The organism is Terribacillus aidingensis (genome assembly GCF_040703035.1).
In the GTDB taxonomy this organism is placed as follows: Bacteria; Bacillota; Bacilli; order Bacillales; family Amphibacillaceae; genus Terribacillus.
The window spans coordinates 3,261,649-3,287,918 of record NZ_CP159996.1 but is presented as its reverse complement, the minus strand read 5'-3'; the positions used below and the strand labels follow the sequence as shown (position 1 = coordinate 3,287,918).

Annotated in this window: 26 protein-coding genes and 1 pseudogene; 14 read left to right on the top strand and 13 right to left on the bottom strand. The window is 41.1% G+C overall.

The features are described 5' to 3' along the window. Window positions 1-341: 341 nt before the first annotated feature. Window positions 342-1,718: a DUF4179 domain-containing protein gene (locus tag ABXS78_RS16925; RefSeq protein ID WP_366248205.1), complete on the bottom strand. Its 1,377-nt coding sequence runs from the start codon at window positions 1,716-1,718 to the stop codon at window positions 342-344. 1 nt (window position 1,719) lies between these two features. After that, on the bottom strand, window positions 1,720-2,241 hold the full coding sequence (locus tag ABXS78_RS16920) for a sigma-70 family RNA polymerase sigma factor (protein ID WP_366249971.1): 522 nt from the start codon (window positions 2,239-2,241) through the stop codon (window positions 1,720-1,722). Between the two features lie 541 nt (window positions 2,242-2,782). Here ABXS78_RS16920 and ABXS78_RS16915 point away from each other — a divergent pair. The 4 genes from ABXS78_RS16915 (at window position 2,783) to ABXS78_RS16900 (ending at window position 7,305) form a co-directional block, all read left to right on the top strand. After that, window positions 2,783-3,550, top strand: a complete 768-nt coding sequence (locus tag ABXS78_RS16915; protein WP_366248203.1) for a DeoR/GlpR family DNA-binding transcription regulator — start codon at window positions 2,783-2,785, stop codon at window positions 3,548-3,550. Continuing rightward, window positions 3,550-4,836 (top strand): four-carbon acid sugar kinase family protein, encoded by a 1,287-nt coding sequence (locus ABXS78_RS16910; RefSeq protein WP_366248202.1) that lies wholly within the window; start codon window positions 3,550-3,552, stop codon window positions 4,834-4,836. Before ABXS78_RS16915 ends, ABXS78_RS16910 begins: the two co-directional genes overlap by 1 nt. Before the next feature lie 13 nt (window positions 4,837-4,849). Continuing rightward, window positions 4,850-5,860, top strand: a complete 1,011-nt coding sequence (pdxA, locus tag ABXS78_RS16905) for a 4-hydroxythreonine-4-phosphate dehydrogenase PdxA (RefSeq protein WP_366248201.1) — start codon at window positions 4,850-4,852, stop codon at window positions 5,858-5,860. 98 nt (window positions 5,861-5,958) lie between these two features. Beyond that, window positions 5,959-7,305 carry a gluconate:H+ symporter gene (locus tag ABXS78_RS16900; RefSeq protein WP_366248200.1) on the top strand — a complete coding sequence of 449 codons (1,347 nt, stop codon included), beginning with the start codon at window positions 5,959-5,961 and terminating at the stop codon, window positions 7,303-7,305. On the opposite strand, the gene ABXS78_RS16895 is transcribed toward ABXS78_RS16900, so the two are convergent. Beyond that, the gene (locus ABXS78_RS16895) at window positions 7,298-8,155 is read right to left on the bottom strand and encodes an undecaprenyl-diphosphate phosphatase (protein WP_366248199.1); all 858 of its coding nucleotides are present in this window, start codon (window positions 8,153-8,155) and stop codon (window positions 7,298-7,300) included. The two genes, ABXS78_RS16900 and ABXS78_RS16895, sit on opposite strands and share 8 nt — an antisense overlap. A gap of 188 nt (window positions 8,156-8,343) precedes the next feature. Between ABXS78_RS16895 and ftsW the strand changes: the two genes are divergently transcribed. Together ftsW and ABXS78_RS16885 are read left to right on the top strand one after the other, a co-directional pair. Further along, window positions 8,344-9,474 (top strand): putative lipid II flippase FtsW, encoded by a 1,131-nt coding sequence (ftsW, locus tag ABXS78_RS16890; protein WP_366248198.1) that lies wholly within the window; start codon window positions 8,344-8,346, stop codon window positions 9,472-9,474. A gap of 2 nt (window positions 9,475-9,476) precedes the next feature. After that, window positions 9,477-10,649, top strand: a complete 1,173-nt coding sequence (locus ABXS78_RS16885; RefSeq protein ID WP_366248197.1) for an FtsW/RodA/SpoVE family cell cycle protein — start codon at window positions 9,477-9,479, stop codon at window positions 10,647-10,649. Between the two features lie 137 nt (window positions 10,650-10,786). On the opposite strand, the gene ABXS78_RS16880 is transcribed toward ABXS78_RS16885, so the two are convergent. After that, the gene (locus ABXS78_RS16880; protein ID WP_366248196.1) at window positions 10,787-11,203 is read right to left on the bottom strand and encodes an Lrp/AsnC family transcriptional regulator; all 417 of its coding nucleotides are present in this window, start codon (window positions 11,201-11,203) and stop codon (window positions 10,787-10,789) included. 129 nt (window positions 11,204-11,332) lie between these two features. On the opposite strand from ABXS78_RS16880, the gene ABXS78_RS16875 reads away from it, so the two are divergent. Continuing rightward, a complete protein-coding gene (locus ABXS78_RS16875) occupies window positions 11,333-12,094 on the top strand; it encodes an MBL fold metallo-hydrolase (RefSeq protein WP_366248195.1) in 762 nt (253 codons plus the stop codon). A 54-nt stretch (window positions 12,095-12,148) separates the two neighbouring features. On the opposite strand, the gene ABXS78_RS16870 is transcribed toward ABXS78_RS16875, so the two are convergent. The 3 genes from ABXS78_RS16870 to ABXS78_RS16860 all read right to left on the bottom strand — a co-directional run bounded on the left by ABXS78_RS16870 (window position 12,149) and on the right by ABXS78_RS16860 (window position 15,206). Beyond that, window positions 12,149-12,892 (bottom strand): SDR family NAD(P)-dependent oxidoreductase, encoded by a 744-nt coding sequence (locus ABXS78_RS16870; RefSeq protein ID WP_366248194.1) that lies wholly within the window; start codon window positions 12,890-12,892, stop codon window positions 12,149-12,151. A 156-nt stretch (window positions 12,893-13,048) separates the two neighbouring features. After that, window positions 13,049-14,764, bottom strand: coding sequence for an alpha-glucosidase (locus ABXS78_RS16865; RefSeq protein WP_366248193.1), 1,716 nt, complete (start codon window positions 14,762-14,764; stop codon window positions 13,049-13,051). Window positions 14,765-15,002: 238 nt separating this feature from the next. Next, the gene (locus ABXS78_RS16860; RefSeq protein ID WP_366248192.1) at window positions 15,003-15,206 is read right to left on the bottom strand and encodes a hypothetical protein; all 204 of its coding nucleotides are present in this window, start codon (window positions 15,204-15,206) and stop codon (window positions 15,003-15,005) included. Window positions 15,207-15,340: 134 nt separating this feature from the next. On the opposite strand from ABXS78_RS16860, the gene ABXS78_RS16855 reads away from it, so the two are divergent. From ABXS78_RS16855 to ABXS78_RS16845, 3 genes are read left to right on the top strand one after another with little or no spacing between them, the layout of a single operon-like run. Then, a complete protein-coding gene (locus ABXS78_RS16855; protein ID WP_366248191.1) occupies window positions 15,341-17,122 on the top strand; it encodes a sensor histidine kinase in 1,782 nt (593 codons plus the stop codon). After that, the gene (locus tag ABXS78_RS16850; RefSeq protein ID WP_095221748.1) at window positions 17,094-17,807 is read left to right on the top strand and encodes a LytTR family transcriptional regulator DNA-binding domain-containing protein; all 714 of its coding nucleotides are present in this window, start codon (window positions 17,094-17,096) and stop codon (window positions 17,805-17,807) included. The genes ABXS78_RS16855 and ABXS78_RS16850 overlap by 29 nt, the downstream gene beginning before the upstream one ends. Next, window positions 17,804-18,286 (top strand): tetratricopeptide repeat protein, encoded by a 483-nt coding sequence (locus tag ABXS78_RS16845; RefSeq protein ID WP_366248190.1) that lies wholly within the window; start codon window positions 17,804-17,806, stop codon window positions 18,284-18,286. The genes ABXS78_RS16850 and ABXS78_RS16845 overlap by 4 nt, the downstream gene beginning before the upstream one ends. Before the next feature lie 58 nt (window positions 18,287-18,344). Here the strand turns inward: ABXS78_RS16845 and ABXS78_RS16840 are convergent, their stop codons facing one another. Next, window positions 18,345-19,082 carry an SDR family NAD(P)-dependent oxidoreductase gene (locus ABXS78_RS16840; protein ID WP_366248189.1) on the bottom strand — a complete coding sequence of 246 codons (738 nt, stop codon included), beginning with the start codon at window positions 19,080-19,082 and terminating at the stop codon, window positions 18,345-18,347. Window positions 19,083-19,229: 147 nt separating this feature from the next. On the opposite strand from ABXS78_RS16840, the gene ABXS78_RS16835 reads away from it, so the two are divergent. Beyond that, complete coding sequence (locus ABXS78_RS16835; protein WP_366248188.1) at window positions 19,230-19,832, top strand: TetR/AcrR family transcriptional regulator; 603 nt, start codon at window positions 19,230-19,232, stop codon at window positions 19,830-19,832. A 64-nt stretch (window positions 19,833-19,896) separates the two neighbouring features. Here ABXS78_RS16835 and ABXS78_RS16830 read toward each other — a convergent pair whose 3' ends face one another. Continuing rightward, a complete protein-coding gene (locus ABXS78_RS16830) occupies window positions 19,897-21,315 on the bottom strand; it encodes an MFS transporter (protein WP_366248186.1) in 1,419 nt (472 codons plus the stop codon). 653 nt (window positions 21,316-21,968) lie between these two features. Here ABXS78_RS16830 and ABXS78_RS16825 point away from each other — a divergent pair. Continuing rightward, window positions 21,969-22,394 (top strand): MaoC family dehydratase, encoded by a 426-nt coding sequence (locus ABXS78_RS16825; protein ID WP_366248185.1) that lies wholly within the window; start codon window positions 21,969-21,971, stop codon window positions 22,392-22,394. Between the two features lie 15 nt (window positions 22,395-22,409). Here ABXS78_RS16825 and ABXS78_RS16820 read toward each other — a convergent pair whose 3' ends face one another. The 3 genes and pseudogenes from ABXS78_RS16820 to ABXS78_RS16810 all read right to left on the bottom strand — a co-directional run bounded on the left by ABXS78_RS16820 (window position 22,410) and on the right by ABXS78_RS16810 (window position 24,406). After that, entirely contained in the window at window positions 22,410-22,697 is a 288-nt protein-coding gene (locus tag ABXS78_RS16820) for a cupin domain-containing protein (protein WP_366249970.1), read from the bottom strand. Between the two features lie 126 nt (window positions 22,698-22,823). Further along, window positions 22,824-23,288, bottom strand: a pseudogene (locus ABXS78_RS16815) (GNAT family N-acetyltransferase); the annotation flags it as partial. Window positions 23,289-23,341: 53 nt separating this feature from the next. Beyond that, window positions 23,342-24,406: a hypothetical protein gene (locus tag ABXS78_RS16810; protein ID WP_366248184.1), complete on the bottom strand. Its 1,065-nt coding sequence runs from the start codon at window positions 24,404-24,406 to the stop codon at window positions 23,342-23,344. 189 nt (window positions 24,407-24,595) lie between these two features. On the opposite strand from ABXS78_RS16810, the gene ABXS78_RS16805 reads away from it, so the two are divergent. Continuing rightward, window positions 24,596-25,087 (top strand): STAS domain-containing protein, encoded by a 492-nt coding sequence (locus ABXS78_RS16805; RefSeq protein WP_366249969.1) that lies wholly within the window; start codon window positions 24,596-24,598, stop codon window positions 25,085-25,087. A 173-nt stretch (window positions 25,088-25,260) separates the two neighbouring features. After that, the gene (locus tag ABXS78_RS16800; RefSeq protein ID WP_366248183.1) at window positions 25,261-25,674 is read left to right on the top strand and encodes a YbaN family protein; all 414 of its coding nucleotides are present in this window, start codon (window positions 25,261-25,263) and stop codon (window positions 25,672-25,674) included. Window positions 25,675-25,729: 55 nt separating this feature from the next. Here the strand turns inward: ABXS78_RS16800 and ABXS78_RS16795 are convergent, their stop codons facing one another. Then, window positions 25,730-26,113, bottom strand: a complete 384-nt coding sequence (locus ABXS78_RS16795) for a glyoxalase (protein ID WP_366248182.1) — start codon at window positions 26,111-26,113, stop codon at window positions 25,730-25,732. Window positions 26,114-26,270 lie beyond the last annotated feature (157 nt).

Genomic DNA, 26,270 nt, shown 5'->3' with positions numbered 1-26,270 from the left:
ATGCCAGCGTAAAGCACCGAGTGTAACCTTCCCGAGCATTAAGAACAGTCCGATCTCGATAAGTTTCAACAAGCTGTAAATCGGCAGGAAAAGCAGCAGTGCACTTATAAAGAAGATGGCTGGATGTACGAAAGCAAAAATGTTGTAAGTCCGAAATTGTTTAATAAAACTTCTACGATAAATAGATTGCCTAGTAAAGTAGCAATGATGAACTCCTCTAACAAATGGTAAATTCACTTTTAGGCTATCATATACCAAAATAATCGGGTAGTATGACAGCCTAATATGTTTTTTTATTTGTATTTCATCTAGCTTGAGTCTGTCTCCCTCAGCTTTATCCGCTATTGATTCAGATCTACCGTAAATGCTTCATCAAAGTAATACGTATTTGGACTATAGATAGTATAATCTTCATCTAAAAGGTTTCCTTCTAGTACTACTACTGCATCTGTATTGGCCCGAGAACCAATACTTTCATCTAAAATCCGTATATGATCTGCTCCGTTTTTATCTTTAATGACAAAAGGCAAATATTCATTTACTGGAACATCAGCGTGATAGGAAATATATGTTTTACCATCTTTCACCTCTACGTTTGAAATGGTAATATACTCATCTTTACTTATGGGGAGTTTCGTTTCTCCATTTGGCTGGAATAGAGTAGAATTTTCTGCTGTCAATTCGACACTCATATCTAGTTTATACGGTACAACTTTTAAAGTCTTCATTAGAGGATTAAGGTTTTCAAAGCTGCCTAACATTCTTTCAGAACCATTTTCACCGACTCCGACTGATCCATTCAGCCAATGCTTTGCTTCTCCATCGTTGTCTTCAATCAGAAAATCAATAATGCCGGCGTTTTCGTGCTGTACACCTTGCAAGTGAATTCTGATAGGGGTTATTACTATTTTCTCTACCTTTACATCTGTACCTAATGCAGGCAGATCTTTATTTACTTCCACTGTCTTGCTATTATTAGCTGCTTTCTTCGTGTCCACTTGAAGGGAAAACTGCCATTCTCCTTTCAGCTTTTTGTCCTCTTTAAAGCCTAGAGCTGTTGCTTTCATATCTAATTTAAATTTTTTCGGTAATTCTGAGATATCAATCTGGTTTCCTTTTACTAAGATATCAGGGTCTAACTTTGCTTCATCTGTATCACTAACAGTGAATGCCTCTTTGTTTAGCGGGAAAATCACTATGCCATCATAAGCTTTCTTGTTTTTATCTAAAAACTCACCTACTTCATTTGAAGGAGAAATGGTTGATTCAAAACCATCATAAGTAATTTTCGCCTCTTCAGGGAAGAGGCTAGGTGTTTCAGAGAAAGGCTGATCACTTTCAGCATGATAGGAAACCAATAGGTAATAGCCATCAAATATTGCATTAGTAATGGATATTTTCACCCCATTACTTTCTTGTATAACGTTAGCTTCATTGGATACTTTCTCCGCATCACCTAATGAAAGCTTATCTATAAGTATATTAGGAACTCCTATACTGCTTGCCAATGATGGATTCAATTGAACACTCATCAAGGAAATGGCAAGAATAGCAGCAGCAACTGACCATGTAATAGCTGTCTTCTTTCTTTTTCTGCGGAGATTTTTATCAGGTAAGATTGCCAAAGTATCGTCAATTTTAGCTTGGAGACGTTCTGGTATAGTATTATGATTTTCCTTTATCTTATCTTTGAAACTTTCGTCAAATTTGTTTGTCATATTACTGCTCCTTTCTATATTCATTTAATTTTTTTTGTAAGAGTGTCCTTGCTTTTGATAATCTGGAGCGAACAGTTCCTTCAGGTATAGATAATAATTTAGCAATTTCTTTTGTTGATAGATCTTCATAATAAAAGAGTACGGTAACAATCCGTAGTTTTTCTTTCAGAGAATAGAGAGCTTCTTGTAATTCAAGATTTTCATACGTATCTTCAAAAGAAGCTATTTCCTGACTGGTATTATCTAAATAAACCGTTCTATATCTTTTCCTTAACATACTCTTACATTCGTTAATAAGTATTCGAATGATCCAGGTTTTGAAGTAATCGGCCACTCTTAATTTGCCTATATTTTCATAAGCCTTTAAGATAGTCATCTGAATGGCGTCTTCGACATCGGCTTCATGGTGTAATATCCCTTTTGCCACACGATATAAATTCCGCTTGTTTTCTTGGATCAGTGATGAAAATGCTTCTTTATCACCATTTTTTGCTAAAAGTGCTAAGTCCATTTTTCTCTCCATTTGTATTTCTTTAAAAACTGCTGTTTTCACTACCTTACCTCCTTTCACACTAATTAGAGAATACAGCGTATTAATATGTTCACTTTTTTATTGTTTTTTTAAAATAATAAGATATAAGAGCGCGCCGGTTCCCTGGGATAAACAGGCCGTTTTGATTGTCATCTGATTTATCTTTGCCTTACAGTCCAGAAAGTTGTGTGTCTTCTTTAAATCGACTTTCTCTGCAGATGTCCAAACCATAGTGATTACATATCTTCTATATGAATACAAATCCTCATCGTCCAAATATCTATACATACTCATCCTTAATAGATGAATTGTTTTTTGTATTGAAAGGTGCAGCAGAAGAAAAGAGCTGTAAGAGTGGTATAGTTATTACTTTACAATTTACTCTGCAGTTTTACAGGAATTAATAATATGTTAATGATTAACACTAACGATAACAATATTGAAAATAAATAACAAAGTAATGTTGACTTTTAACATAAATAAGCATATCATGAACACATAAGATGTTCATGATTAACAAAGGTGATACAAAATGCAGCCAAATGAACGTAGAAATGTGATTTTAGAACAATTAAATAAGAATGAAAAGATAGATATCGATGCATTGGCAGCAGAGTTGAATGTATCTGCTATGACAATCCGAAGAGATTTGAACTATTTGGAGGAACAGGAGCAGATCATCCGGACGCTGGGCGGTGCTATCCTTAATAAGCCGCTGGTGATGGAGTCGTCATTCCAGACAAAAGAAGGTAAGCATGCTGATGAAAAACGTCAGATTGCCAAACGGGCTGTTGAGCTTGTACAGGAACACTTTACAATCCTCCTTGATTCAGGAACAACGACACTTGAAATCGCAAAGCTGCTAAAGCAGAAGCAGAATTTGACTGTCGTAACGAATGATATCAAGATTGCGGCTGAGCTGATGGACAGTGAGGTCAAAGTGATTCTGACTGGCGGAGAGATGCAGAATAATATCGGGGCGCTATTCGGTCCGCTCACAGAGCAGACTTTGCGTAACCTGCATGTAGATCTGTTTTTCCTAGGTGCCCATGCAGTTCACCTGCAAGTTGGTGTGACGGCGCCTACTTTTGAGAAGGCTTCCATTAAGAAACTGATGGTCGAATCAGCTCAGGCGACTTGGCTGGTTGCAGATTCGAGCAAGCTTGATCAGAAGGCGCTGGCGAAAGTTTGTGACTTGGAAGTATTATCCGGTGTCATTTCGGATAGCGGTATAAAGGCTTATCATCCGAGAGAATTACCGGAGCTTTTGGAGGTCGTAGCAGCAGAGGAGGAAGCCTGATGAAGATTGGTGTTATTGCAGATGATCTAACTGGTGGAAATGGAACTGGTGTTAAGCTGACGAAGCTTGGATATAACGTTGCGACGATGGTCTTCTACGACCATCTCCCTTCCTCAGACCAGATTAACGGTGTGATTGTCGATACCGATAGCCGGTATGTGAAAGAGGAGGTCGCACACCGTCGTGTGAAAACGGTTGCGGACAACCTGAAGAAGTGGGAAACGGATATCGTCTGCAAGCGGATTGACAGTACAGTGCGCGGTAATATCGGCGTTGAGCTGGATACACTGCTCGATGAACTGGGAACACAGGCAGTCGCTGTTGTCGTACCGGCTTACCCGGATTCTGGAAGAATTGTTTCTGGCGGGTACTTGCTCGTTCACGGTGTACCTGTTCAATTGTCAGATGTAGGTAAGGATCCAGTTAAACCAGTAACGGAATCACATGTCCCTAAACTGGTAGAAAAACAGAGTAAATTTACAGTAGCAAGCATCGGACTTGAGACAATCCTTGCAGGTAAGCAAGCGATCGAGAACAAGATGCAGGAAGCAATCGACGCGGGTGCCAGAGTCATTGTTCCGGATGTCATCACGAATGAAGACATTGATGCGGTAGCAGGAGCTATGGCAGAGCTTGAATCCTATCAAATGGTGCCGGCTGATCCTGGTCCGCTGACAGCAGCATTCGCTCGAGCATTCAGCCGGAAGCGAATGAAGGATAAGAAAATTATTGTCACAGTTGGAAGTGTTACTTCGAATAGCTCGAAACAGCTGCAATACCTGAAGGATAAGACGAATCTCCGACCAATTTATGTGGATTCCAAAAAGCTGGCGACAGTGGATGGTGTCTGGGATGAAGAGGTAGATCGTGTAATTGCTCTGGCAAAGCAGGAGATGGAGAAGCAGGATATTCTGTTGATCACGACTGATGCACCAGGTGCTGAGATCCTTGATTTGAAAACGCTCGGAGCACAGCAGGGCGTGAGTCAGGATGCGTTAGCGAAACGTATCGCAGACGGTCTCGGCAAGATAACACGGGTAGTTGTCCAGGAGAGTGAGTTTGAAATCGGAGGCTGTTTCTCTAGCGGAGGAGATGTAACCGCTTCACTATGCTCGATAAGCAGAGCAGAAGGAATTCAGCTGTTGGATGAGATTCTGCCGCTAATCGCTTATGGAAAGTTTATGGGAGGATACCTGGATGGTATTCCAATCGTAACTAAAGGCGGCACGGCAGGTGGAACGAAAGCAATTTATACAAGCGTGAAATATTTGGAAGCTAAATTTTAAGGAGGAATAAACAATGACAGAAAGAGCAATTATCGCAATTCCAATGGGAGATCCAGCAGGTATCGGGCCGGAGATTACAATGAAGTCACTAACAAAGCAGGAAATATACGATGTATGTAAACCACTTGTGATTGGTGATACAGCAGTCATCAAAAAAGCGATTGAAATCGTTGAGGCGAACCTGGAAGTAAACGAAGTATCTTCCCCGACAGAAGGAAAATACGAGTTGGGTACAGTCGACGTAATCAATCTGGACAACATTGATATCGAAGCACTAGAATACGGCCAAGTTTCGGCTCAGGGGGGCCAAGGCGCTTTCGAATATATCAAGAAATCTGTTGAGCTTGCGATGGATGGTCAAGTGCAAGCACTTGCGACAACTCCAATCAACAAAGAGTCCTTGAAAGCAGCGAAAGTTCCTTACATCGGACATACAGAAATGCTGGAGGACCTAGCAGGTTCTGATGATCCGCTAACAATGTTCGAAGTAAACGGTATGCGTATCTTCTTCCTTACACGTCACCTTTCTTTAAAAGATGCTATTGCACAGATGACAAAAGAAAGAGTACAAGATTACTTGATTCGCTGTGACAAAGCACTTCAGCGTCTAGGTGTGGAAAATCGCCGCTTTGCAGTGGCAGGCTTGAACCCGCATAGCGGTGAAGGCGGCTTGTTCGGCTGGGAGGAAGTAGAACAAATCAAACCAGGTATCGAGCTTGCTGTTAAAGATGGTATCGATGCAGTCGGACCTGTTCCTGCTGACTCTGTCTTCTTCCAAGCACTAAACGGCAAATATGATGCAGTTCTTTCCTTGTATCATGACCAAGGTCATATCGCAGCGAAGATGACAGACTTCCACCGTACTGTTTCCATCACGAATGGCCTGCCGTTCTTGCGTACATCCGTCGACCACGGTACAGCATTTGATATTGCGGGCAAGAACATTGCGGAAAGTATCAGCATGGAAGAATGTATCAAAGTTGCAGCGCAATATGCACCAAACTTTACTCGTACGACGCTTTAAGCAAAACAACATACCGGAAGATTGGAAGGATGTAGAAGTCCTTCCTTTCTGACGGACAACAATGTAAACACTTACAAAGAGATTTGGGGGAAATCATCATGCCATTACTGATCATAGCTTTAGGTGTACTATTATTGCTTATCATGATTATGGGACTTAAACTGAACACATTCGTTTCCTTGATCATTGTTTCCTTTATCGTCGCATTGCTGCTAGGAATGCCGATGTCAGAAGTAGTTGGCTCAATTGAAAGCGGTTTAGGCGGCACACTCGGTCATATAGCGCTGATATTCGGTATGGGTGCTATGCTAGGACGTTTGATTGCAGACGCTGGCGGTGCCAACCGAATTGCGACTACGCTTATTGATAAATTCGGCGAAAAACGTATTCAGTGGGCTGTTCTATTTGCTTCATTCATCGTTGGTATTGCATTGTTCCTTGAAGTAACAATCGTTTTGCTTATTCCGATCATCTTCTCGATCGCAAAAGAATTGAAAGTATCGATCGTGCATCTTGGTTTGCCGATGGTAACAGCGGCACTTGCAACACACGCATTCCTGCCGCCGCACCCAGGTCCGACTGCAGTAGCAGCCGAATATGGTGCAAATATTGGACTTATGTTGATTTATGGTATCATTGTTGCAATTCCTACGGTTATCCTTGCGGGTATCCTGTATCCGAAGCTTGCTAAAAAAATCGTTCCAACTGCTTGGACACGTGAGGGCAGTGAATCCTTTGGTGTTGCAAAAACATTCAAAGAAGAAGAAATGCCAGGTTTCGGTATCAGTGTTTTCACTGCACTATTCCCAGTTATCCTCATGGCAATTGGCGCAGCTGTGGATATCCTGCAAGCAGAACGAGGATTTGCTGACAATATGTTAATAGAAATCATCCGCTTTGTGGGTAACTCTTCCACAGCGATGGTAATTTCACTATTAGTTGCGATATACACAATGGGGATAAGAAGAAATATTCCTATTAAGAAACTGATGGATTCCTGTGGATCAGCTATTAACGCACTTGGAATGCTTCTATTGATCATCGGTGGAGGCGGAGCCTTGAAGCAGGTCCTCATCGATGGCGGTGTTGGTGACTATGTAGCCTCTATCTTTGCAGATACATCCATGTCTCCAGTATTCTTCGCTTGGATGGTTGCAGCAATCCTTCGTATCTGTCTTGGATCAGGAACAGTTGCTACACTGACAACAGCGGGGCTGGTTATTCCGTCACTAGGTACTATGCCAGATGTAAACCTGGAGCTAGTAGCTCTTGCAACAGGTGCCGGCAGTGCAATTGCATCTCACGTTAACGACGCTGGATTCTGGATGGTAAAAGAATCCTTAGGTATGACACTGAAAGAAGCCTTTGGAACTTATACTGTACTATCGACAGTTGTAGCTGTATCAGGTCTTGTATTTACGATGATATTGGATATATTCATCTAAAAAAACACCCAGCCAAGCATCGCTTGGCTGGGTGTTTTTTTAATAGAAACAATGTGATAATCGCTAAGAATAAGCAATAGATAGAAAAATATATCAATTTACCTTTTTTCATGACGTCGATAAACCATTTCAAAGCAAAATAAGTACCGATAAGAGATGCAACAAACGCTACAGCATATGCGATTAAATAATCTGTAGTAATATTTTGGCTGAACATATCAGGAATCTCTAGGATACTAGCTCCTAAGCTTACCGGTATATAGAGTAAAAAGGAGAACATTAATGCTGTATTTCGATTCATTCCTGTAAGCATGCCTGCCACGACGGTTGCACCGGAGCGACTCACACCAGGAATAAGAGCAATTGATTGCCCAAGTCCTACCAGTAGTGCCTCTTTCCAGCCTATCTTTTGTGAGTTTATAGTTCCTTTGATGTTTCTGATAAGGAACAAAGATATTGCAGTTAAAAGCAGCGCGATGCCAACCGTAAATGTACTTTTCAGATTCTCTCCAATAAAATCGTTAAATAGCAGTCCCAATAATGCGGCTGGTATTGTCCCGATAATAAGATAGATAACGAGTTTGAAATCATCTTTTTTTGTTTCTTCTCGCTTCACTATGTATTGGTAAGTTGAAGCAGATAATCTGGCAATTTGATTTTTATAAACAAGTATCACAGCAATAAGAGAAGCTGTGTTGACGATTACTTCAAAGCTTAAATCCTTTACTTCTATACCTAATAGATGCTGCGCAATAATCAAGTGTCCACTTGAACTGATTGGGATCGGTTCGGATATTCCCTGAACAAGACCTAAAAAGAGATATTTGCATAGCAAAATCCAAAAATCCATAATAATTTTCCTCACTATTTATTTCTGACTTTTTTCTCAGTAAGATACCATATAGAAATGTTGATGTTTTGTCAATGTTGGGGTAGAAATTCAGCGGTAGTGTTGACATATTGTCAACACTACCGCTATCATTGCGAAAGCCGGTATTTTTCTAGATGACTTAGTTTGCTTAATTGGAGATGCTCGATATGTTATCGAAATTAAAAGAGCTAGACAAGACGTTACTTTTTTTAATTACAAGTATTAGTTTATTTGGATTGATCATGGTTTATAGCGCTAGCTATTCATTAGGTTCAATAAAATATAATGTCTCAAACTTCTTTTTTCATCGACAATGGATATCGTTTTTGATTGGAATCTTTGCTATGGCAATAGGTTTTTTTCTGCCTTATAAGCTGTATCAAAAATGGATTCCGCTTCTTATTATTGGATCGAGGCTTTTACTCATACTTGTCCTTACGCCTTGGTTTGGAGAAGTCCGGAATAATTCCCAGCGCTGGCTGCAAATAGGTTCTCTCGTCCTTCAGCCAGCAGAATTCGTGAAATTCACAATGGTTGTCTATTTTGCATCCGTGTACGGAAAAAAAGAGAAGACACTTACTAATTTCAGTAAAGAGCTATTACCGCCGCTCTTACTGCTAGGGGTGGTATTCTTGCTCATTCTTATGCAGCCGGATCTAGGAACTGCTACATCTATAGCGATACCTTGTGTCTTTATTCTGTTGTGTGCGGGAGTCAAGAAACGTCATCTGCTCGGTATCGTCGGAGTTGGTGCGTGCGCTGTGGTTTATTTAGCTGTATCTGCTCCTTATCGATTAGCGCGCATCTTATCCTTTCGGGATCCATTCAGTGATCCAAATGGTAAAGGTTATCAGCTGATTAATGGCTATGAAGCCATTGCTTCAGGCGGTGTATTAGGAAAAGGTGTAGGAGGCGGTATTCAGAAACTCGGTTTTCTTCCCGAAGCTCATACAGATTTTATCATGGCTGTTGTATTGGAGGAATTGGGGACTTTTGGGTTGGCCGTGGTGTTTTTCCTTTATTTCGGGCTCCTTATAAAAGGAGTTTATATAGCATTACATGCAAAGAATTCATTCGGTACTTTATTGACGATTGGTTTTTTGTTTCAAATTATGGTTCAAGTGGTTTTCAACTTAGGTGCAGTTGCAGGCCTTTTACCGATTACAGGAATACCATTGCCCTTTATTAGTTATGGTGGTTCCTCTCTTATTGTAAATCTGTTTACGATGGGAATTATTTTGCAGATCTCACGGGAAGCCAAGCAAATCCGCATTCCTATCGTGGAAAGAAGGCGTTAACTATGTTTGGGAAGAAATTGCGATTGGGTGAGTTGGATAAACTGATCATGATCATATTATGTTTATTGTGCGGAATCAGTATTTTATTCATTTTTAGTACGCAGTCTGGAGGACAATTCGGCAGCCAGAATTTTGCACAGAAGCAATTTATCAACTACATAATTGGCTTTACTCTTCTGTTATTGTTCAGACTATTGGATTTAAATCAGCTTCGTTTGCTTGCTTGGTCGTTCTATATTGTTTCAGTTTTGTCGCTATTGTTTCTTACTATCGCTCCTGAATCGATTGCGCCTAATATACTCGGAGCGAAAAGATGGTTCAGTATTCCTTTTGTAGGATCCATCCAGCCATCAGAGTTTTTCCGAATTAGCTTGATTGTATTGGTAGCCAAATTGATAGCTGATACTAAAGAAAAACGCCTTAACAGAACAGTACAGGAGGATTTGTTACTACTGGGTAAAATATTACTGGTGACGATTCCTCCGAGCTTACTAGTCTATCAACAGCCAGATACAGGTATGGTCATGCTTTACATGTTTGCAATCGTGGCCATGTTAGGGATGATAAAGCTTAACAAAATTGTAGTAACAATAGGCATATTGGTACCATTACTTGTAATCGGTATGGTTGTTTTCTTATTTTTATTTAAACCAGAGATTATTTATGATGATGTGATACCTAAGCTTAAACCCCATCAGCAGGATAGAATAATAGGTTGGCTGGATCCTAGTGATAATAGCAACCAAGCATTTCAAAGCAGAAGATCTGTGTTGGCAGTTGGAACAGGAGGTCTTACAGGGAAAGGAATAGAAGAAGGGAACGTGTATGTTCCGGAAAAGCATACAGATTTTATCTTTGCTTCTATTGCGGAAGAGGGAGGATTTCTGACAGGGTCAGCTGTTATATTGCTCTTTTTCCTACTAATAACCAGGATTTTAGAGATAGGTTCAAAGAGTAATGATCCATTCGGAACGTATATTTGTGCCGGGTTGGCTTTGAGTCTTACTATACAAATAGTGCAGAACATAGGTATGGTAGAGGGGATGTTGCCAGTTAAAGGCATTGCCCTTCCTTTTTTGACATATGGAGGGAGTTCTTTATTTTCTAATATGATCCTGCTGGGAATGGTTATGTCTGTTCGGAATACATATGCCCATCAGTTTTTTGGAGAATAGAAGAATACGAAAAACCAGCAATAATGAGTTCTACCTCATTATCTTATTTAAATCACCTCCAAATTCGGAAACAGTTATTGATATCCGAATAAATGGAGGTGTTTTATTTTGGGGCAATTTCAGTGCAGTTACCTTTTTTATGTGTTCTTATTTATGACAATAGAGAGTTTATAGTTAGCATACTGATTCAATTCTTCCAAAAATGTATTCATCGTTTCATTAGACTGAAATTTACATTCCAGAAGGTAGCAGCCATCCCCGCTGATTTTGTAGTTCTGAATAACAAAGTCCTTTTGTGCATCTGTAAAGGAAAGAAAAGGCCTGTGATTTGTATTCTGTGTGAAGATAGTAATAAAAGCATGTATGTAAAATCCCATTTTAACGTCATTAATTCGTATTGTATAAGCTTCAATGATTCCGCTATCCTCCAATTTTGCTACTCTGGCCGAAGCAGCGGGACTGGTCAAATGGACTTTTTCTCCTAATTCTTTCATGGTAATACGACTGTTCTTGGACAGTTCCTCCAGGATTTGCAAATCTGTTTGGTCTAACATGGTTTAACTCCTTTCATAAAAAAAGTCATCCAGAAAAAAGACTTTATTTAGAGTATGTATCTGCAGGTAGGTCATTATATAGAATATTTATAGAGCTAAGATAAGTACAAAAAGAGGAGAGGACTTTTAATGAAAATAACGCAAATCCGTAATGCAACAATCGTAGTTGAATATGCAGGTAAAAAGTTTTTAATAGATCCTATGTTAGCACACAAAGGTGTATTTCCGCCTTTTCCAAATTCACTTAGGCTGGATCAAAAGAATCCCCTAGTGAGCTTGCCGCTTTCTATCGATAGTATCATACAGGATATCGATGCAGTTATTGTGACGCATCTTCATCTAGATCATTGGGACGATGCAGCTAAAGAGGCGTTACCCAAAAAGATTAAGGTATTCTCCCAAAACGAAGAGGATGCAGAAGCGATCCAAAGAGCTGGTTTCGAGAATGTTGAAGTACTTACGAATGAAACTGTCTTTGAAGGTATCCAGTTAGTTAAAACAAAAGGTGAACATGGCAGGGGGGAAGTATTGAAGATGGCCGGGCTTGTTTGCGGCGTTGTGTTTAAGCATGAAAGTGAACAACCCTTATATGTTGCAGGCGATACAGTCTGGTACGAGGAAGTTGGAAATACAATCGATAACCATAAGCCAGAGGTTATAGTTGTGAACGCTGGGGACAATCAATTTTTAGAGGGTGGAGCTCTGGTAATGGGAAAAGAAGACGTCCATGAAGTTTACAAAGCAGCCAGCAATGCAAAGATTATTGCAGTGCATATGGAAGCGGTCAATCATTGGACATTGTCTAGGGAAGAATTGATAAACTTTTGTCATGAAAAAGGTATGGAGACAAATGTGTTCGTACCAAATGATGGCGACTCATATACGTTCTAAAGTGCATAGATTAAAAAAGGAGAACAGCTTAGCTGTTCTCCTTTCATTTTTATATTACTGAGCTAGGTAACCGCCGTCTACTACAAGCGTTTCACCAGTTACGAAGTCGTTTTCAGTCAAGAATACGATAGCGTGTGCGATCTCATCCGCTTTGCCAAGACGGCCGATTGGGTGTTTCGCTACAAGTCCATCATAGAAGTCGCCAAGAGCTTCTTTGTTCACCATTCCTGATTCAACGAATCCTGGGTTTACAGCGTTAACACGAATGCCTTTATCGCCATATTCCACAGCAAGAGATTTAGTCAATGTGTTAACAGCACCTTTGCTGGCGTTGTAAGAAAACGCGCCAGGCTGTGCAACGAAGCCTAGAACAGAAGATGTATTGATGATGACACCGCCGCCTGATTTCAGCATTTCCTGGATAGCATATTTGGAAGCCAAGAAGATACCATCTTGGTTGATGGCGATTACTTTACGGTAATCTTCATAAGATAGCTCATGCGTTGCACTCATGCCGCCAATACCGGCGTTGTTTACAAGAATATCAACTTGACCATAGTGTGCTACTGTTTGGTCAATCAAATTTTTAATAGAATCTTCTTCAGCAGCGTTGAACTGGATGAAAAGAACGTCCCCGCCAGCTGCTTTCAGTCTGTCTGTTTCTCTTTGTCCTGCTTCAGCGTTATAGTCTGCAATGACTACTTTACCGCCTTTATTTACATAAGCTTCAGCAGTTGCTAGACCAATACCAGATGCTGCTCCTGTAACGATTGCTACTTTTCCTTCGATTGTTGACATATGTGTTACCCCCAGTGAATTTATGTTTAGGTAAATTATCCTACAACTTTATGATGAACTTTTGAATTAGATAAGTCAAGAAATTGACACATTAGTAGTATTTTTTTCATATCTTAAGAGGAGAGTCTATCAGACACTCCTCTTATAATATCTCAACTATTTTACATACTTATACACAATTGCTTCATACGGTCTTAATGTATCTTGATTATCCACATGTGGATAATTACTAATGACACAATGCTTGTTATCCCAATCATCCACACATGCACTGGGGATATCGTAGTGTGCTTCTTCATCCGTCATGTTCAGCAGGATAACCCATTCCTCATCATCGAGCCTGCGTATATACCCAAAGATTTGGTCGTGGTCGTTAAGGATAATCTCAAATTCCCCATACACCATTATGGAATTTTCTTTACGCAGCCGAATTAGTTTTCGATAAAACTGCAGAACGGAATCAGGATTCTCAACACCTGATTCCACATTAATTTCTTTATGATTTGGATTGACCGGAAGCCAAGGTGTGCCGATTGTGAACCCTGCATGATCAGAGGTATCCCACTGCATTGGGGTTCTGGCATGGTCACGTGTCTTCTCCTGTATCCGATCCATAATTTTCGTTTCTGACTCACCTTGCTCGTTCACTTTCAAATCATAATAGCTGAGTGCTTCCTGGTCATCTATTTCATCAATAGAATCGAAATGGTTATAGTTGGTCATTCCAAGTTCTTCTCCCTGGAAAATGAACGGTGTGCCGCGCAAAGTATGCAGCATTGTAGCTAATAGCTTTGCGGATGGAATCCGATATTCTCCATCATCTGCAAAGGTAGAAACCATTCGCGGTGCATCATGATGGCTGAGATATAAGCCGAACCAGCCTCCGCCGTCACCGACATCCTTCTGCCATTTGCGTAGTACCTCTCGGAAATCATGTACTGTCCAGTCCTTACTCTTGTATTTATCTTCATCCTGATCAGCGAGCTCAGATGCTTCAGCAGATAATACCATGTCCAACTCTTCCCGCTCCGGCTTTGTATACCGAAGAACATCGTGATCATGTACGGCAGAAGTTTCACCTGCTGTGAAGAATTCAAAATCCTTTTTCAGCTCTTTGTTCATTTCATGCAGATAGTCGTGGATGTGCGGACCGTTCTTAAAGTATTCTTCACCATTAGCCTGCAAGGTCCCTTGGTCAGAATCTGGGTAACGCCGATCCTTCGAGATGACATTCACTGCATCAATACGGAAGCCGTCTATTCCTTTTTCCAGCCAGAAACGCATAATATCATATATTTCTTGGCGGACTTGCGGGTTATCCCAATTTAGATCAGGCTGTTTATCACTGTACAGATGCAAATAATATTCTTCTGTCTGCTCGTTCCACGTCCATACAGGTTGTCCAAGATGGGAGCGCCAATTCGAAGGCGGGGAACCATCAGTATTTCCTTGTTCCCAAATATAATAATCATGATAAGGATTATCCTTGGAAGATCTCGCTTGCTGGAACCACTCGTGCTCAATGGAGGTATGATTCGGGACAATATCGAGCACAAGTTTAATGCCGCGACGATGAAACTCTGCCAGTAAGACATCGAATTGTTCGATTGTCCCGTACTCCGGCTGAATAGCTCTGAAATCCTTTACATCATAGCCGTGGTCGACATCGGCAGATACATAGATTGGCGGAAGCCAAACAGTATCCACTCCGAGATATTCCAAGTAGTCAATCTTTTCTAATATACCGCCAAAATCACCGATTCCGTCTCCGTTGCTGTCTTTGAAGCTACGGGTATATAATTCGTAGATAACACTTTCTTTCCAGTACTTCTTCTCCATCTCCATCTGATCACCTGTCCTCCAAATTTTCATGTAGGACTATTCCCTTACTAAAGATAAATGAAAACCGCCAAGCTTAGTGAAAGCAAGGCGGTTAAGTAGCTGCGAATTTTCTTGATGGTGAAGTAACTAGCCGCTACAGCTATTCCTGCTGAAACGTACGGGGAGATTTCCAGCTTTATTTTGATGGATAGTTTCCTCGCCTTTTCCTCCATTTATAATCGATAGAAATTACAAGAAAGTGTTCACACGAAAGGCTATTTTGTTTCGATTACTCTTTAGACTCAGCCTTTTTCGCTGCTATTTTTCTCAATCTGCGGTACAGCAATAATCCAGCCAGTCCATACACTAATCCAAGCACAACAAAAGCAATTCCTAAATAAAATTTATCACTAGCCCAAATCATCACAGCAATTCCCGCGAGGATACAGAGTATACCAAGGAAGAGTATATAAAGGGCGTTCTTTTTCAACATATGTAAAAGCCTCCTAAACGGTATTAAACTCGTACTATTATAACAGAAAAGCAGGATCATTTTGATGCGTTATCTATTAAACTGGAAGCCTTTCCGATAAAATGGAACTAAGACATATTGCGGGGGGAGACAGCATGCTGAGTTTGGTTCCATTAATGATTGAGCGGGTAGGTATCATCTTGATAACGGTTTTCCTGTTCTCCCAATTGAAAGCGTTTCGACGGCTTATTCTTCATAATCAATCAATGAAGGAGAAGCTGCTTTTATTGCTTATTTTCGGCTTCTTTGGTGTGTTGAGTAACTACACAGGCGTGGAAATACATGGTGATAGCCGTATGGCCAACACGTGGTTATTGGACATTGAGGCGGATAGTGCCATTGCAAATACACGGATTCTTGGGGTGACGATCGGCGGCTTGCTGGGAGGACCTTTTGTTGGGCTGGGTGTGGGATTAATAGCTGGTTTGCACCGATTATTTCTAGGCGGATTCACAGCCGAGGCTTGTGCAATCTCGACTGTGTTAGCTGGTTTAGCAGCGGGCTATTTCGGACGACGGCGAAAACAGAAAAAACAGCTGACAGCAGGATATGCTATCCTGATCGGTGTTTCAATGGAAATCATCCAGATGGCGCTGATTTTGTTATTAGCATCCAACATGGAACCCGCTTGGCAGCTTGTACAAATCATCGGTTTGCCAATGATTGTGATCAATGGAATCGGCATGCTGCTGTTCATGCTGATCATCCAGATCATTCTGCGGGAGCAGGAGCGTACGCGAGCATTGCAGACGAATGCAGCATTTGCTATTGCAGACAGGACGCTCCCTTATTTTCGGAAAGGGCTGAACACAGACTCGTGTAATAAAGTTGCTGAAATCATGCTGGAATGGACTGAGGCCGATGCGATTGCCATAACAGATAAACATGGCGTGCTGACTCATGTTGGCGTGGGGTCTGATCATCACTTGCCAATCCATGGTTTTGCTACCGAGCTGACAAAGCGTTCGCTTCGGGAAGGCCGTGTACTGACAGCTAAATCACAGGAAGAGATTTTATGCTCCCATCCGAACTGCCCGCTGCGTGCGGCGGTCGTTCTGCCGCTTCGAGTCGGAGAGGAAACAGTCGGCACGTTAAAGCTGTATTTTAGGAATCCCAATGATTTGACGCGGGTGGAGCAGGAGCTGGCAGAAGGGTTAGCTAATCTATTTTCCACACAGCTGGAGCTCGCTGAAGCAGAGCAGCAGAGTAAGCTTCTGAAGGACGCAGAGATCAAAGCATTGCAAGCACAAGTACATCCACACTTTCTATTTAACAGCATTAATACGATATCCATTCTTTGCAGAACGGATCCGAATCAGGCGCGCCGCCTGCTGCAGGAGCTGAGCCGCTTTTTTCGGAGCAACCTGCAGGGTGCAAGGCATATACTGATTCCGCTTGAGAAAGAAATCGAACATATTAGAGCTTATATAACGCTTGAGCAAGCTAGATTTCCAGAAAAATTCATGTTGCAGCTTGAGATAGAGCCGGGCTTGGAGCAGATACTTGTCCCGCCATTCCTGCTGCAGCCATTGGTGGAGAATAGTGTGAAGCATGGGTTTCGTGACACAGAAGCAAACGGAATAATCCTGATCAGTATCAAAAGAAAAGAGGGTTATGTCAGCATTACCGTGAAGGATAATGGACGTGGAATCGAACAGGATAAGCTGAATCAAGCAGGTCAGCAGACTGTCGATTCGGTAACAGGAACAGGAACAGCACTGATTAATATACGTGAACGACTGGAAGGTATTTATAATCACGAAGCAACTATGCTTATTACGAGTAAGCAGGAGGCAGGCACCTCGATTCGTATCCAGCTTCCAAGTAATCAGAAAGGGGAGATACCATATGATGACAGCCTTTATCGTCGAGGATGAACCGCTCGCCCGGCAGGAGCTTGTCTTTCTTTTGGAAAACAGTGGGGAAGTCGAAGTTGTCGGGGAAGGATCTACGTTAACCAAAAGCTATGAAGCCATTCGTAACACAGCGCCAGATGTTGTTTTTTTGGATATAGAACTTGCTGAGGGAACTGGTCTGCAGCTGGCGGAGAAACTGCAAGAGCTGCCAAAATCACCATCCTTCGTCTTTGCTACAGCGTATGATGACTATGCTTTACAAGCATTTGAGCTGCACGCAGCGGATTACTTGCTCAAGCCGTTCGACGAACAGCGGATCAATCAATGCATTCACAAGCTGCAGCGTATGATCCCGGCTGTTCCAGAGCCTAAAACGCCAATTAAAAAGCTGCCAGTCATGGAAGATGAACGGATTTCCCTGCTGGACATTCAATCTATCCTATATATCACTACGCAAGGCGGCAAAACCCAGATTAAGACACTTCAGAAACTCTTCCATTTGAATGAGCCGCTGGCATCTGTGGAAAAGAAGCTGACAGCTTCAAGTTTTATGCGTGTCCATCGCAGTTACATCGTTCAGCTCGAACATGTAACAGCGCTAGAGCCATGGTTCAATTCCACTTATAATCTTGTGATGGAGGATGGCTCTAAAGTGCCAGTCAGCAGAACCTATGTGAGGGAAGTTAAGGAGCGATTTGGTCTATGAATGAGCTAACTGAGGCGATTAGTCTAAGAGAAGCAGGCAAGCTGACAGAAGCCAATGAAAGGTTGATTGAGTTGGCTTCCGCTTATCCGGATGATGCGGAAATACAGTACCAATGTGCGTGGAGCTTTGATGTGCTTGGAGAGGAAGCTAATGCTGTACCATATTATGAAAGAGCAATTAAAATTGGATTATCAAGTGAGAATGAAGAAGGAGCTTATTTAGGGTTAGGAAGTACATACCGAACACTCGGACATTATAAAAAAGCTGAGCAAATCTTGAAGGAAGCAATGAAGCTCTTCCCGAAAAATAATGCTTTTCCAGTTTTCTTCGCCATGGTGAAATATAATCAGAAAGATCATGGTGAAGCAATGCAGATTCTCCTTCAATTGCTGGCGGAAACCACCTCGGATTGTGACATCTTGGAATATCGGAAGGCAATTGCTTTTTATGCGGATAAGCTTGATATCGTATGGAGTTGAGAAGTAGTTAAAGCAAAAGAAAAGCCCCACTCACGATCAGGAAGTGGGGCTTTAAATATTATTGAGCTGTATAACCGCCATCAACAATCAAGCTGTTACCAGTCATGTAAGAAGAGTCGTCGGAAGCTAGGAATAAAACAGCTTTCGCCATTTCTTCCGCTTTACCAAGACGTTTCATTGGTGTCATCGTGGAAAGTGCTGCTTTATCATCTTCTGGGATGATTGGTGTGTCGATGAATCCCGGGCATAGTGCGTTTACACGGATGTTTTTGTCCGCATACTCAAGTGCAAGAGAACGTGTAAGATTCACGACGCCGCCTTTTGCTGCATTATATGCTGCGGATCCAGGTGAGCCGACCCAGCCATACATGGAAGCAGTGTTTACGATATTGCCGCTGCCATTCAAAAGCATGACGCGAAGTGCTTCGCGGGCAACTAAAAATACACCATCCAAGTCCACGTTTACTGTGTTACGCCATTCAGCATAGTCCAATTCATGCGAAGGATGCACACGGCCGATTCCGGCATTGTTGAACACAACATCGACTTTACCGAAGGCAGTAACTGCTTGTTTGAACAGATCAGCTACTTCGTTTTCGCTTGTGATATTTGTTTTGATGAAGATTGCTTCTGTACCATTCGCTTTCAGCTCTTCTTCCACCATTTTTCCCTTTTCTTCGTTCAAGTCGACTAATACGAGCTTAGCGCCTTCTGCTGCGAAAAGCCGAGCTGTAGCAGCGCCAATCCCTGATGCTCCCCCTGTAATTAGTGCAACTTTGTTTTGTAATTTCCCCATTCTTATTTCCCCCAGTATAATGAAATTAAATCGGTTACAATTTAATTGTAATACTTTGGACACATTTCTCAATCAGTAGCTGAAAAGCAGATGTTTATGTATTAGACAGATATTCCAATACTGTCGGACTAAGGGGGGATTTTTTTTATGGAACTGGAACAAGATTCGACATCCAAACGGCGTAATCGGACAAAAACGCATTTTCGTGAGGCGTTAATCAAGCTGATTAAGAAAAAGGGATATCATGCTGTCACAGTGAAGGATATTGTCGAAGAAGCAGCATATAACCGCAGTACATTCTACTTCCATTACCAAGATAAAATCGAGTTGGCTGAGGATTTGCTTGATAAAATGTTCACGGGGCTTGAGGACTCTGCGGGTATTATGTACACACCAGGAAGAAGAACATCTACAAAAGAGATAGATGTCCCATCCTTCTCGCTTATTGCATACATTTATGAACACAAAAACTTTTTTGAGCTAATCAAATATGAAGACACTCTGCCAGGCATGCATACCCGCTTTCCCAATGCGATTAAGAATATATATGAAAAGCAGTTCGAATTCAAAACGATCAATGATATGCAAGTGAATATGGATTACTTTAAGATTTACACGGCTTTTGGATTTTATGGGTTAGTCCGTGACTTGATTGCAGAGGATTTCCAAACTCCCGAGGAACAATTCACCATGGACGTTATCGAGTTATCACAGACACATATTCAATCATTTAAATACATTGGGCGTTAGTGAAAATAAAATAAGCTCAACCTCATAAGAGAGGTTGAGCTTATTTTATGGTAACTTACGAGCATCACACAGGCTTATTATCTTCTTGTTCAGCTTTCCACCATAGTGCATCCTCTGGATTCTCAACAGCTTCTTTAAACTCAGACTTCGTAGCAACTGTTGGGTAAGATCCTTTTAAGGATTTCCCTGAAGTACTCTTGAACAAGAATAGAATCACTAGGAATCCAATGATACTCACGATCGTTAAATACCAGGCTGGCGCTAAATTATTCCCTGTTTGGTGAACGAGCCAGGTGGAAACTAATGGTGTCGTACCACCGAAAATAGAAACCGAGACATTAAACGTTACAGATAATGTCCGATATCGTATATCTGTGTAAAAAAGCGTTGGCAATGATCCGGGGATAGACCCTTCATACGTTGCAAGCAGCACACCCAGAATGAGAATACCTATCGAGACATACACCAGCCCATTCAAGTTCACTAAATAAAAAGCAAACGCAGAAAGAAGTGTTAATCCGCCTAAACCAATTAAGAATACCGTTTTGTTTCCGATTTTATCACTGAGTCGGCCGAACAGTAATGTCAGTGGCACCATGATGATCATGACAAGTGTGATCAATACGGTACCTACAGTACTGGATAAGCCAATGATTTCATCTAAATAAGAAGGCATGTAAGATAACAGCATATAGTTTGTCACATTGAAGAATGCAACAGCTACGAAACAAACAATAATATCTTTTTTGTGGTTTTTCAGTATAGACAGGAAGCTTTCTTCTTCTTGTTCCTGTCCTTCAGTATTCGAAAGTTCGTTTTCATAAATCGGTGATTCCTCTAAGCTCTTTCTCAGGTACAAACCGATAAGTCCTAGCGGTAATCCGAGCAAGAACGGGATTCGCCATCCCCATGAGGCCATCTGTTCATCTGATAAAGCGATAAAGAGTATGCTGGCAACGAGTGAAGCCAATATATAACCAGTCAGTGTACCAATTTCCAATCCGCTTCCCAGTATATTACGCTTATTATCGGGAGAAGACTCGGCAATATAGACCATTGCACCAGCGTATTCACCACCAGTCGAGAAACCTTGGATGATTCTGGCGACTAATAGCAATATCGGTGCCCAGATTCCAATTTGATCATAAGTAGGCAATAACCCGATGAGTAATGTAGAAAAGGCCATTAAAATAATTGTGGTTGTTAAAACGACTTTTCTTCCGGATCTGTCACCGATTTTACCGAATATAATACCGCCTAAAGGGCGCATTAAGAAAGCAATTGCAAATGTCGCAAAGGTAAACACTAATTTTAACTCATCATTTTGTACAGCACTAAAAAAGTTTTGACTGATAATAACAGCCAAATAGGAATATAACCCAAAATCAAACCATTCCATCGCATTTCCTACTCCGGTAGCAAATACGCTTTTCTTCGCTGTTTGAATATCTACAACGTTGATTTTCTTCTTGTTAAATTTCATTTTTTTGTCAACTCCATGGTATACGGTTATACAAGGACAACAAATTCAGTTAAACTGGCTTCAAAATCCTGCGTTTCGCTAAGGGCAACGGAAAAGAACCAGCTAAGCTGTCATATGAGGAAAATGTATCTAACTGTTATCACCCATACTTCTTGATTTAAGGTTTAATCCATCGTTCTGCTTACATGTAACATATTGTGTGCAAAAGCTCCTTAACCATACTGAAATTTGATTTAAAAAATGTAATCAAAAAAGCTTTCAAAGCGTATTTGAAAGGTTTTGGATTCAGTAAGTTGAATTGTATTAACCATAATAAATCAGCAAGTAAAGGGGAGTAAATTCCTCCTTTCCTCTACACATATTTCCATCTATTCAGTGAATACACAGCCATAGTTATCATCCAACATAAGGATGATCCTTGTTATACACCGCTCTTATTTAACTCATATAAAATACCCTGTTTGACCACAAACTAAACATAAAATTTTTGCTTTGTACGATTTGCATGGTGAATCTGATATTAACACGGTGTACTTCTCTGATATTTTTCTATATAATACCGACATGAATTCATATACATGTCGCTACTTCGAGCAGAGACGATATAAGTGAAATTATAAGCAGTAAAGCAGACAGAAACAGAGGTGCCAGAAATGAAATTCAGTGAATTTGAAGCAGGACAGCGGTATGAAACGAAAAGCATAAAGCTTTCTAAAGAAGACATTATTGAATTTGCAAAAGTGTACGATCCCCAATATATGCATATAGACGAAGAAAAGGCCAAGCAAGGGCGCTTTGGTAATCTGATTGCGTCAGGAATGCAGACAATGAGTACATCCTTCAAGCTGTGGGTTGAGACTGGTGTTTACGGAGAGCATGTAGTCGCGGGGACCGGAATGAACAATATTCAATTCATAAAGCCGGTTTATCCAGATGATGAGCTTCGGGTTGTCGTTGAAGTGATCGAGACTGTCCCAAAACGTCGCGGCAATGGCATTGTGACGGTACAGTTAAGCACATATAATCAAGATGAAGTAAAAGTATTCCAAGCAGAACTTAGCGCACTTATTGATAATTAAGCAAAAAGGAGGCATCTATAAAGATGTCTCCTTTTTGCTTCCGGTTATTTCATTTACAGCTTTTTCGAAGCAGATATTCACGGTCCGCTGGTTGGAACGGGTCCGATGCATAACACCAGCAGGGATTGTGAATAGGTCACCTGGCTGTAAGCTGACTGTCTTTTTATCGAGGTCTATGTATAACTCGCCCTCGAGTACAAAGAACGCTTCATCACAATCATCATGCTTATGCCAATGATAGTCCCCTTCAATGACGGCAAGGCGTACGACATGATCATTCACTTCACTAACAATTTCATTCATATATGTCGAAGAACTCTTTGTCAGGTTCAGCAAGCGCAGCAGCTCGAGCTGTCCGATTGGTTCAACTGCGGTGGAGGAACGAAATTCAGATTGAAGCAGACTGAAGAGAAGAACATCCTGAAACTGCCCATCCCATTTCCTTCCTTGACGAATGATGCCTTCCTGGCAAAAGCCTGCACGTCTGGCCAAGCGCTGAGAAGGAATATTATCAGCATTGACCTTGACCTCAAGCCGATTCAGCTGCAATCTGTCAAAGCCGATGTGCAAAAGTTGCTGGAGAGCTGCGGTCATGAAGCCCTGGCGCCAAAAGGTACTGCCGAGCTCGAATTCAATCTCCCCAGTTTCATGCAGGAAGTTCAAACGTTTGAATCCACAAGTGCCAATGACGGCCTGATCATCGTGCTGACGAATTGTGTACCGGCTAGTATGCTTCGTCTGTTCCAGCTGCTTGATACGGTTCTTCACTTCTGATAAAGATTGTAAAACAGGATAACGTGTCCATTTTGTTACTGCTGCGTCTGACCAGATCGGCAGCAATGCCTGGGCATCTTCCTCGGAAATCGGCTTTAGTAAGACTAAATTATGAGACATATGCTCCTCCTTATAATGATACTTCTGCCGTTTCTTGTTGTAATTTCCGTGGACTAGGATTGCAAAGCTAATTTGTAATAATAGATAGCCATATCGTCTTGTCCGGTTTCCGTAAAGTACGCTGCCAGTTCACTGGCATAAGTTCGCACATTGAACTTATCGCCTTGCTCTAAAAAGAAGTCAATTCCCTCTGTCCACACTGTTTCGAAATTTGCATGATCGACAAACTTCTTGTGCAGCATAGCAAATTCCCACTTGAATATGTCATCTTTCTCCTCGATGCTAAGCTGGAATCCTTCCTGGTATGCATCCATTGCCTTGTCCTGCTGTCCAGTTTTCCAATAAGAATCTGCCAGGAGGAATAAGGTCTTCAAATAAGCGGGATATGTCCGATACTTCCGGGCAGCCATTAAATATGGGATAGCTGCTAATGGCATTTGCTGTGCAGCATATAAGTTACCGATATTATGTTGAATTAATGCAGCCAAAGCACCTTCATTTTTGAAATCTGTATGAGAAAGGGCATCATTTAAAGCGTTCTCTGCTTGCGTGAATTCTTTTTGATCGATAAAGTTCAGTCCTCGCATTAAAAGACTGCGAGCAAGCAGGTAGCGGTAAGCGGGGTGTTTTTCAAATACGTTCACTGCATATTCTGTATGGAAGACAGAAAGAGATGAAATGTCCAAGTAGTAATACGTCATCGCTTTGCGGAAGTGGAAGTCACCTTGCTCTACTTCATCATCAATAGAGGGGAGATATTCCTCTGCCAGTTCAAAGGAAGCCAGTGCACACATATATTCCTTTTCCTCACCTAAGCGCATACCCTCAGCAAGATGATAATAATAATGTAATGCTGGAATAAAAGCATGCTTATACTTGCCTGCTTCCTCGTGATAATATTTACTTTTTTTCAAATTCGATACAAGCACATGAAACCTGCAGGAGAGCAGTAAAAAGACTATGTAAAGCCTATCCTCCTGTTTCAGTTCCTCTGCCCGGTTTGACAATTCATGATACATATCAGAGGCTTCTTGCCTTTTCCCAAGCCGGATATGCATATACCAATCCTCTAAAGCCGCTGTCAAATCTTGATCTAATACGAGCAAACTCCTATCCATATGCGTCCCCTTTATAGTCGTCTTTCGTTATATTTTACCATTTCCGTCGAAATTTGTAGATAAACATGCATAAATATGTAAGTTACAAGAAGATTACAGAATGTGCGAAGGGGGAAAGTATATACTACATCTCAGGAAGAGCGTGTATAATACTGCTATAGATAGAGAGGAAAAATTCACAGTAAGGTGATGAGGGACATAGCTAGTAAAGAAGAATTGCAGCAGGAAAATGAACAGCTGAAGAAGAAACTGGCAGAATATGAAGCAATGATCAAGGAATTATCCGCACCGATGATTCCATCCATCGTACCGAATACAATGCTCGTTCCGCTGACAGGTACATTTTCTGTAGAGCGTTTTACTCATATACAAGATAAAATCGTAGGCAGCGTCGTCGATGTTGATGCAGATACAGTCATCATTGATCTTACTGGCATCAACTACTTGGATATAGACACAATAGGCTACAGGGAGTTGAGTGCTAATATAAAGAATCTGACAGAGGCGCTGAAGCTGATGGGAGTCGAAACGATATTCGTCGGGTTTTCAGCTAAATTGGTTCAGAAGCTTGTCCTATCTAATTCTGGGTTTCAAGGATTCGAGTCGTATTCCACATTCCGCGCGGGACTCAAAAGCCTATTAAAGCGGAAGGGCATGGAAATTAGAAAAGTAGAAGAATAAGCAAATGGAAAGCTCTCATAATGATGAGAGCTTTTTTCTATACTTTTCCATTATATTGACAGATTTCTTACAGTTGTCGTAAGGGTGTTAGCAATAGCGATATAACTGCTTACTTTCAATCTTGTTTTTTTGATATAATGCGAGGTAATCAAAGGTATTTATAAAGTTAGGTGATGATCATAAAAAAACTGAAGAACGTCCTATTCTTCCTGCTTGGAACCATCTTCTTAGGCTTCGGGATAGCAGGAATCGTTTTGCCGGTATTGCCAGGCGGCCCGTTCTTGATGATAGCTACATTTTGTTATGCAAAAAGCTCCAAACGAATTGACGATTGGTTTAAAAGCACCACTTTCTATACTAAATATGTACTGGCTATCAAAGAAAAGAAAGGCATGACTCTGAAAGAAAAAATCCGAATCAACATAATAGCGGATGCGTTCATTCTGTTTTCGGTATTTTATATTGATATATGGCTTGTGAAAATCGTATTAATTGTACTTGGTCTGATTAAGCATTATTATTTCATAAAGAAAATTAAAACGATAAAGCCCGAAGAAGTAAGCGGCGGCATTAAGAACCGTGCGTAATTTATATAGATGTATGTAAAGAAAGACCGTTTCCTGAATGGAACACGGTCTTTTCTTATGAGATCTTATTTCCGACAGCTATCCATCGGCTATCAATATCTTCAAAAACAAACTCCTTATTACCGTAGTCAGTAATCATTAATGGGCGGACGATAGTGATCCCTTTGTCTAAAAATTCCTGCTGCATTGCTGCCTGTTTGTCTGTAATGAAATACGCATCATATCCGTAGCCATACTGTATACGATTTGGGAAGATCTTATGAATTGCTGATTGCGTCAAAATCAGTTCGATAGTATCACGGTAGAGGCATATATGCGGCTCCATACTATTAAGATAAGGAACAGATCGGAATCCTATTTTTTTGTAATAAGCTGCAGTTATCTGTATATCTGGACATGGGAAAATCTGCAGGACATGGGAAAAGGATGCTTGTGTCATGAGGACGTACCGTTCAGGGCAGCAGTACACACGAGCCGAGTATGAAATGATGTGAGATAGATATGTATAGTGTTCATATTCTTTCCTCCTTCAATTATCTATACGCTTTTATCAGCTGATTTTCCTTCCTAGGGGACATATGCTTCATATATACGTG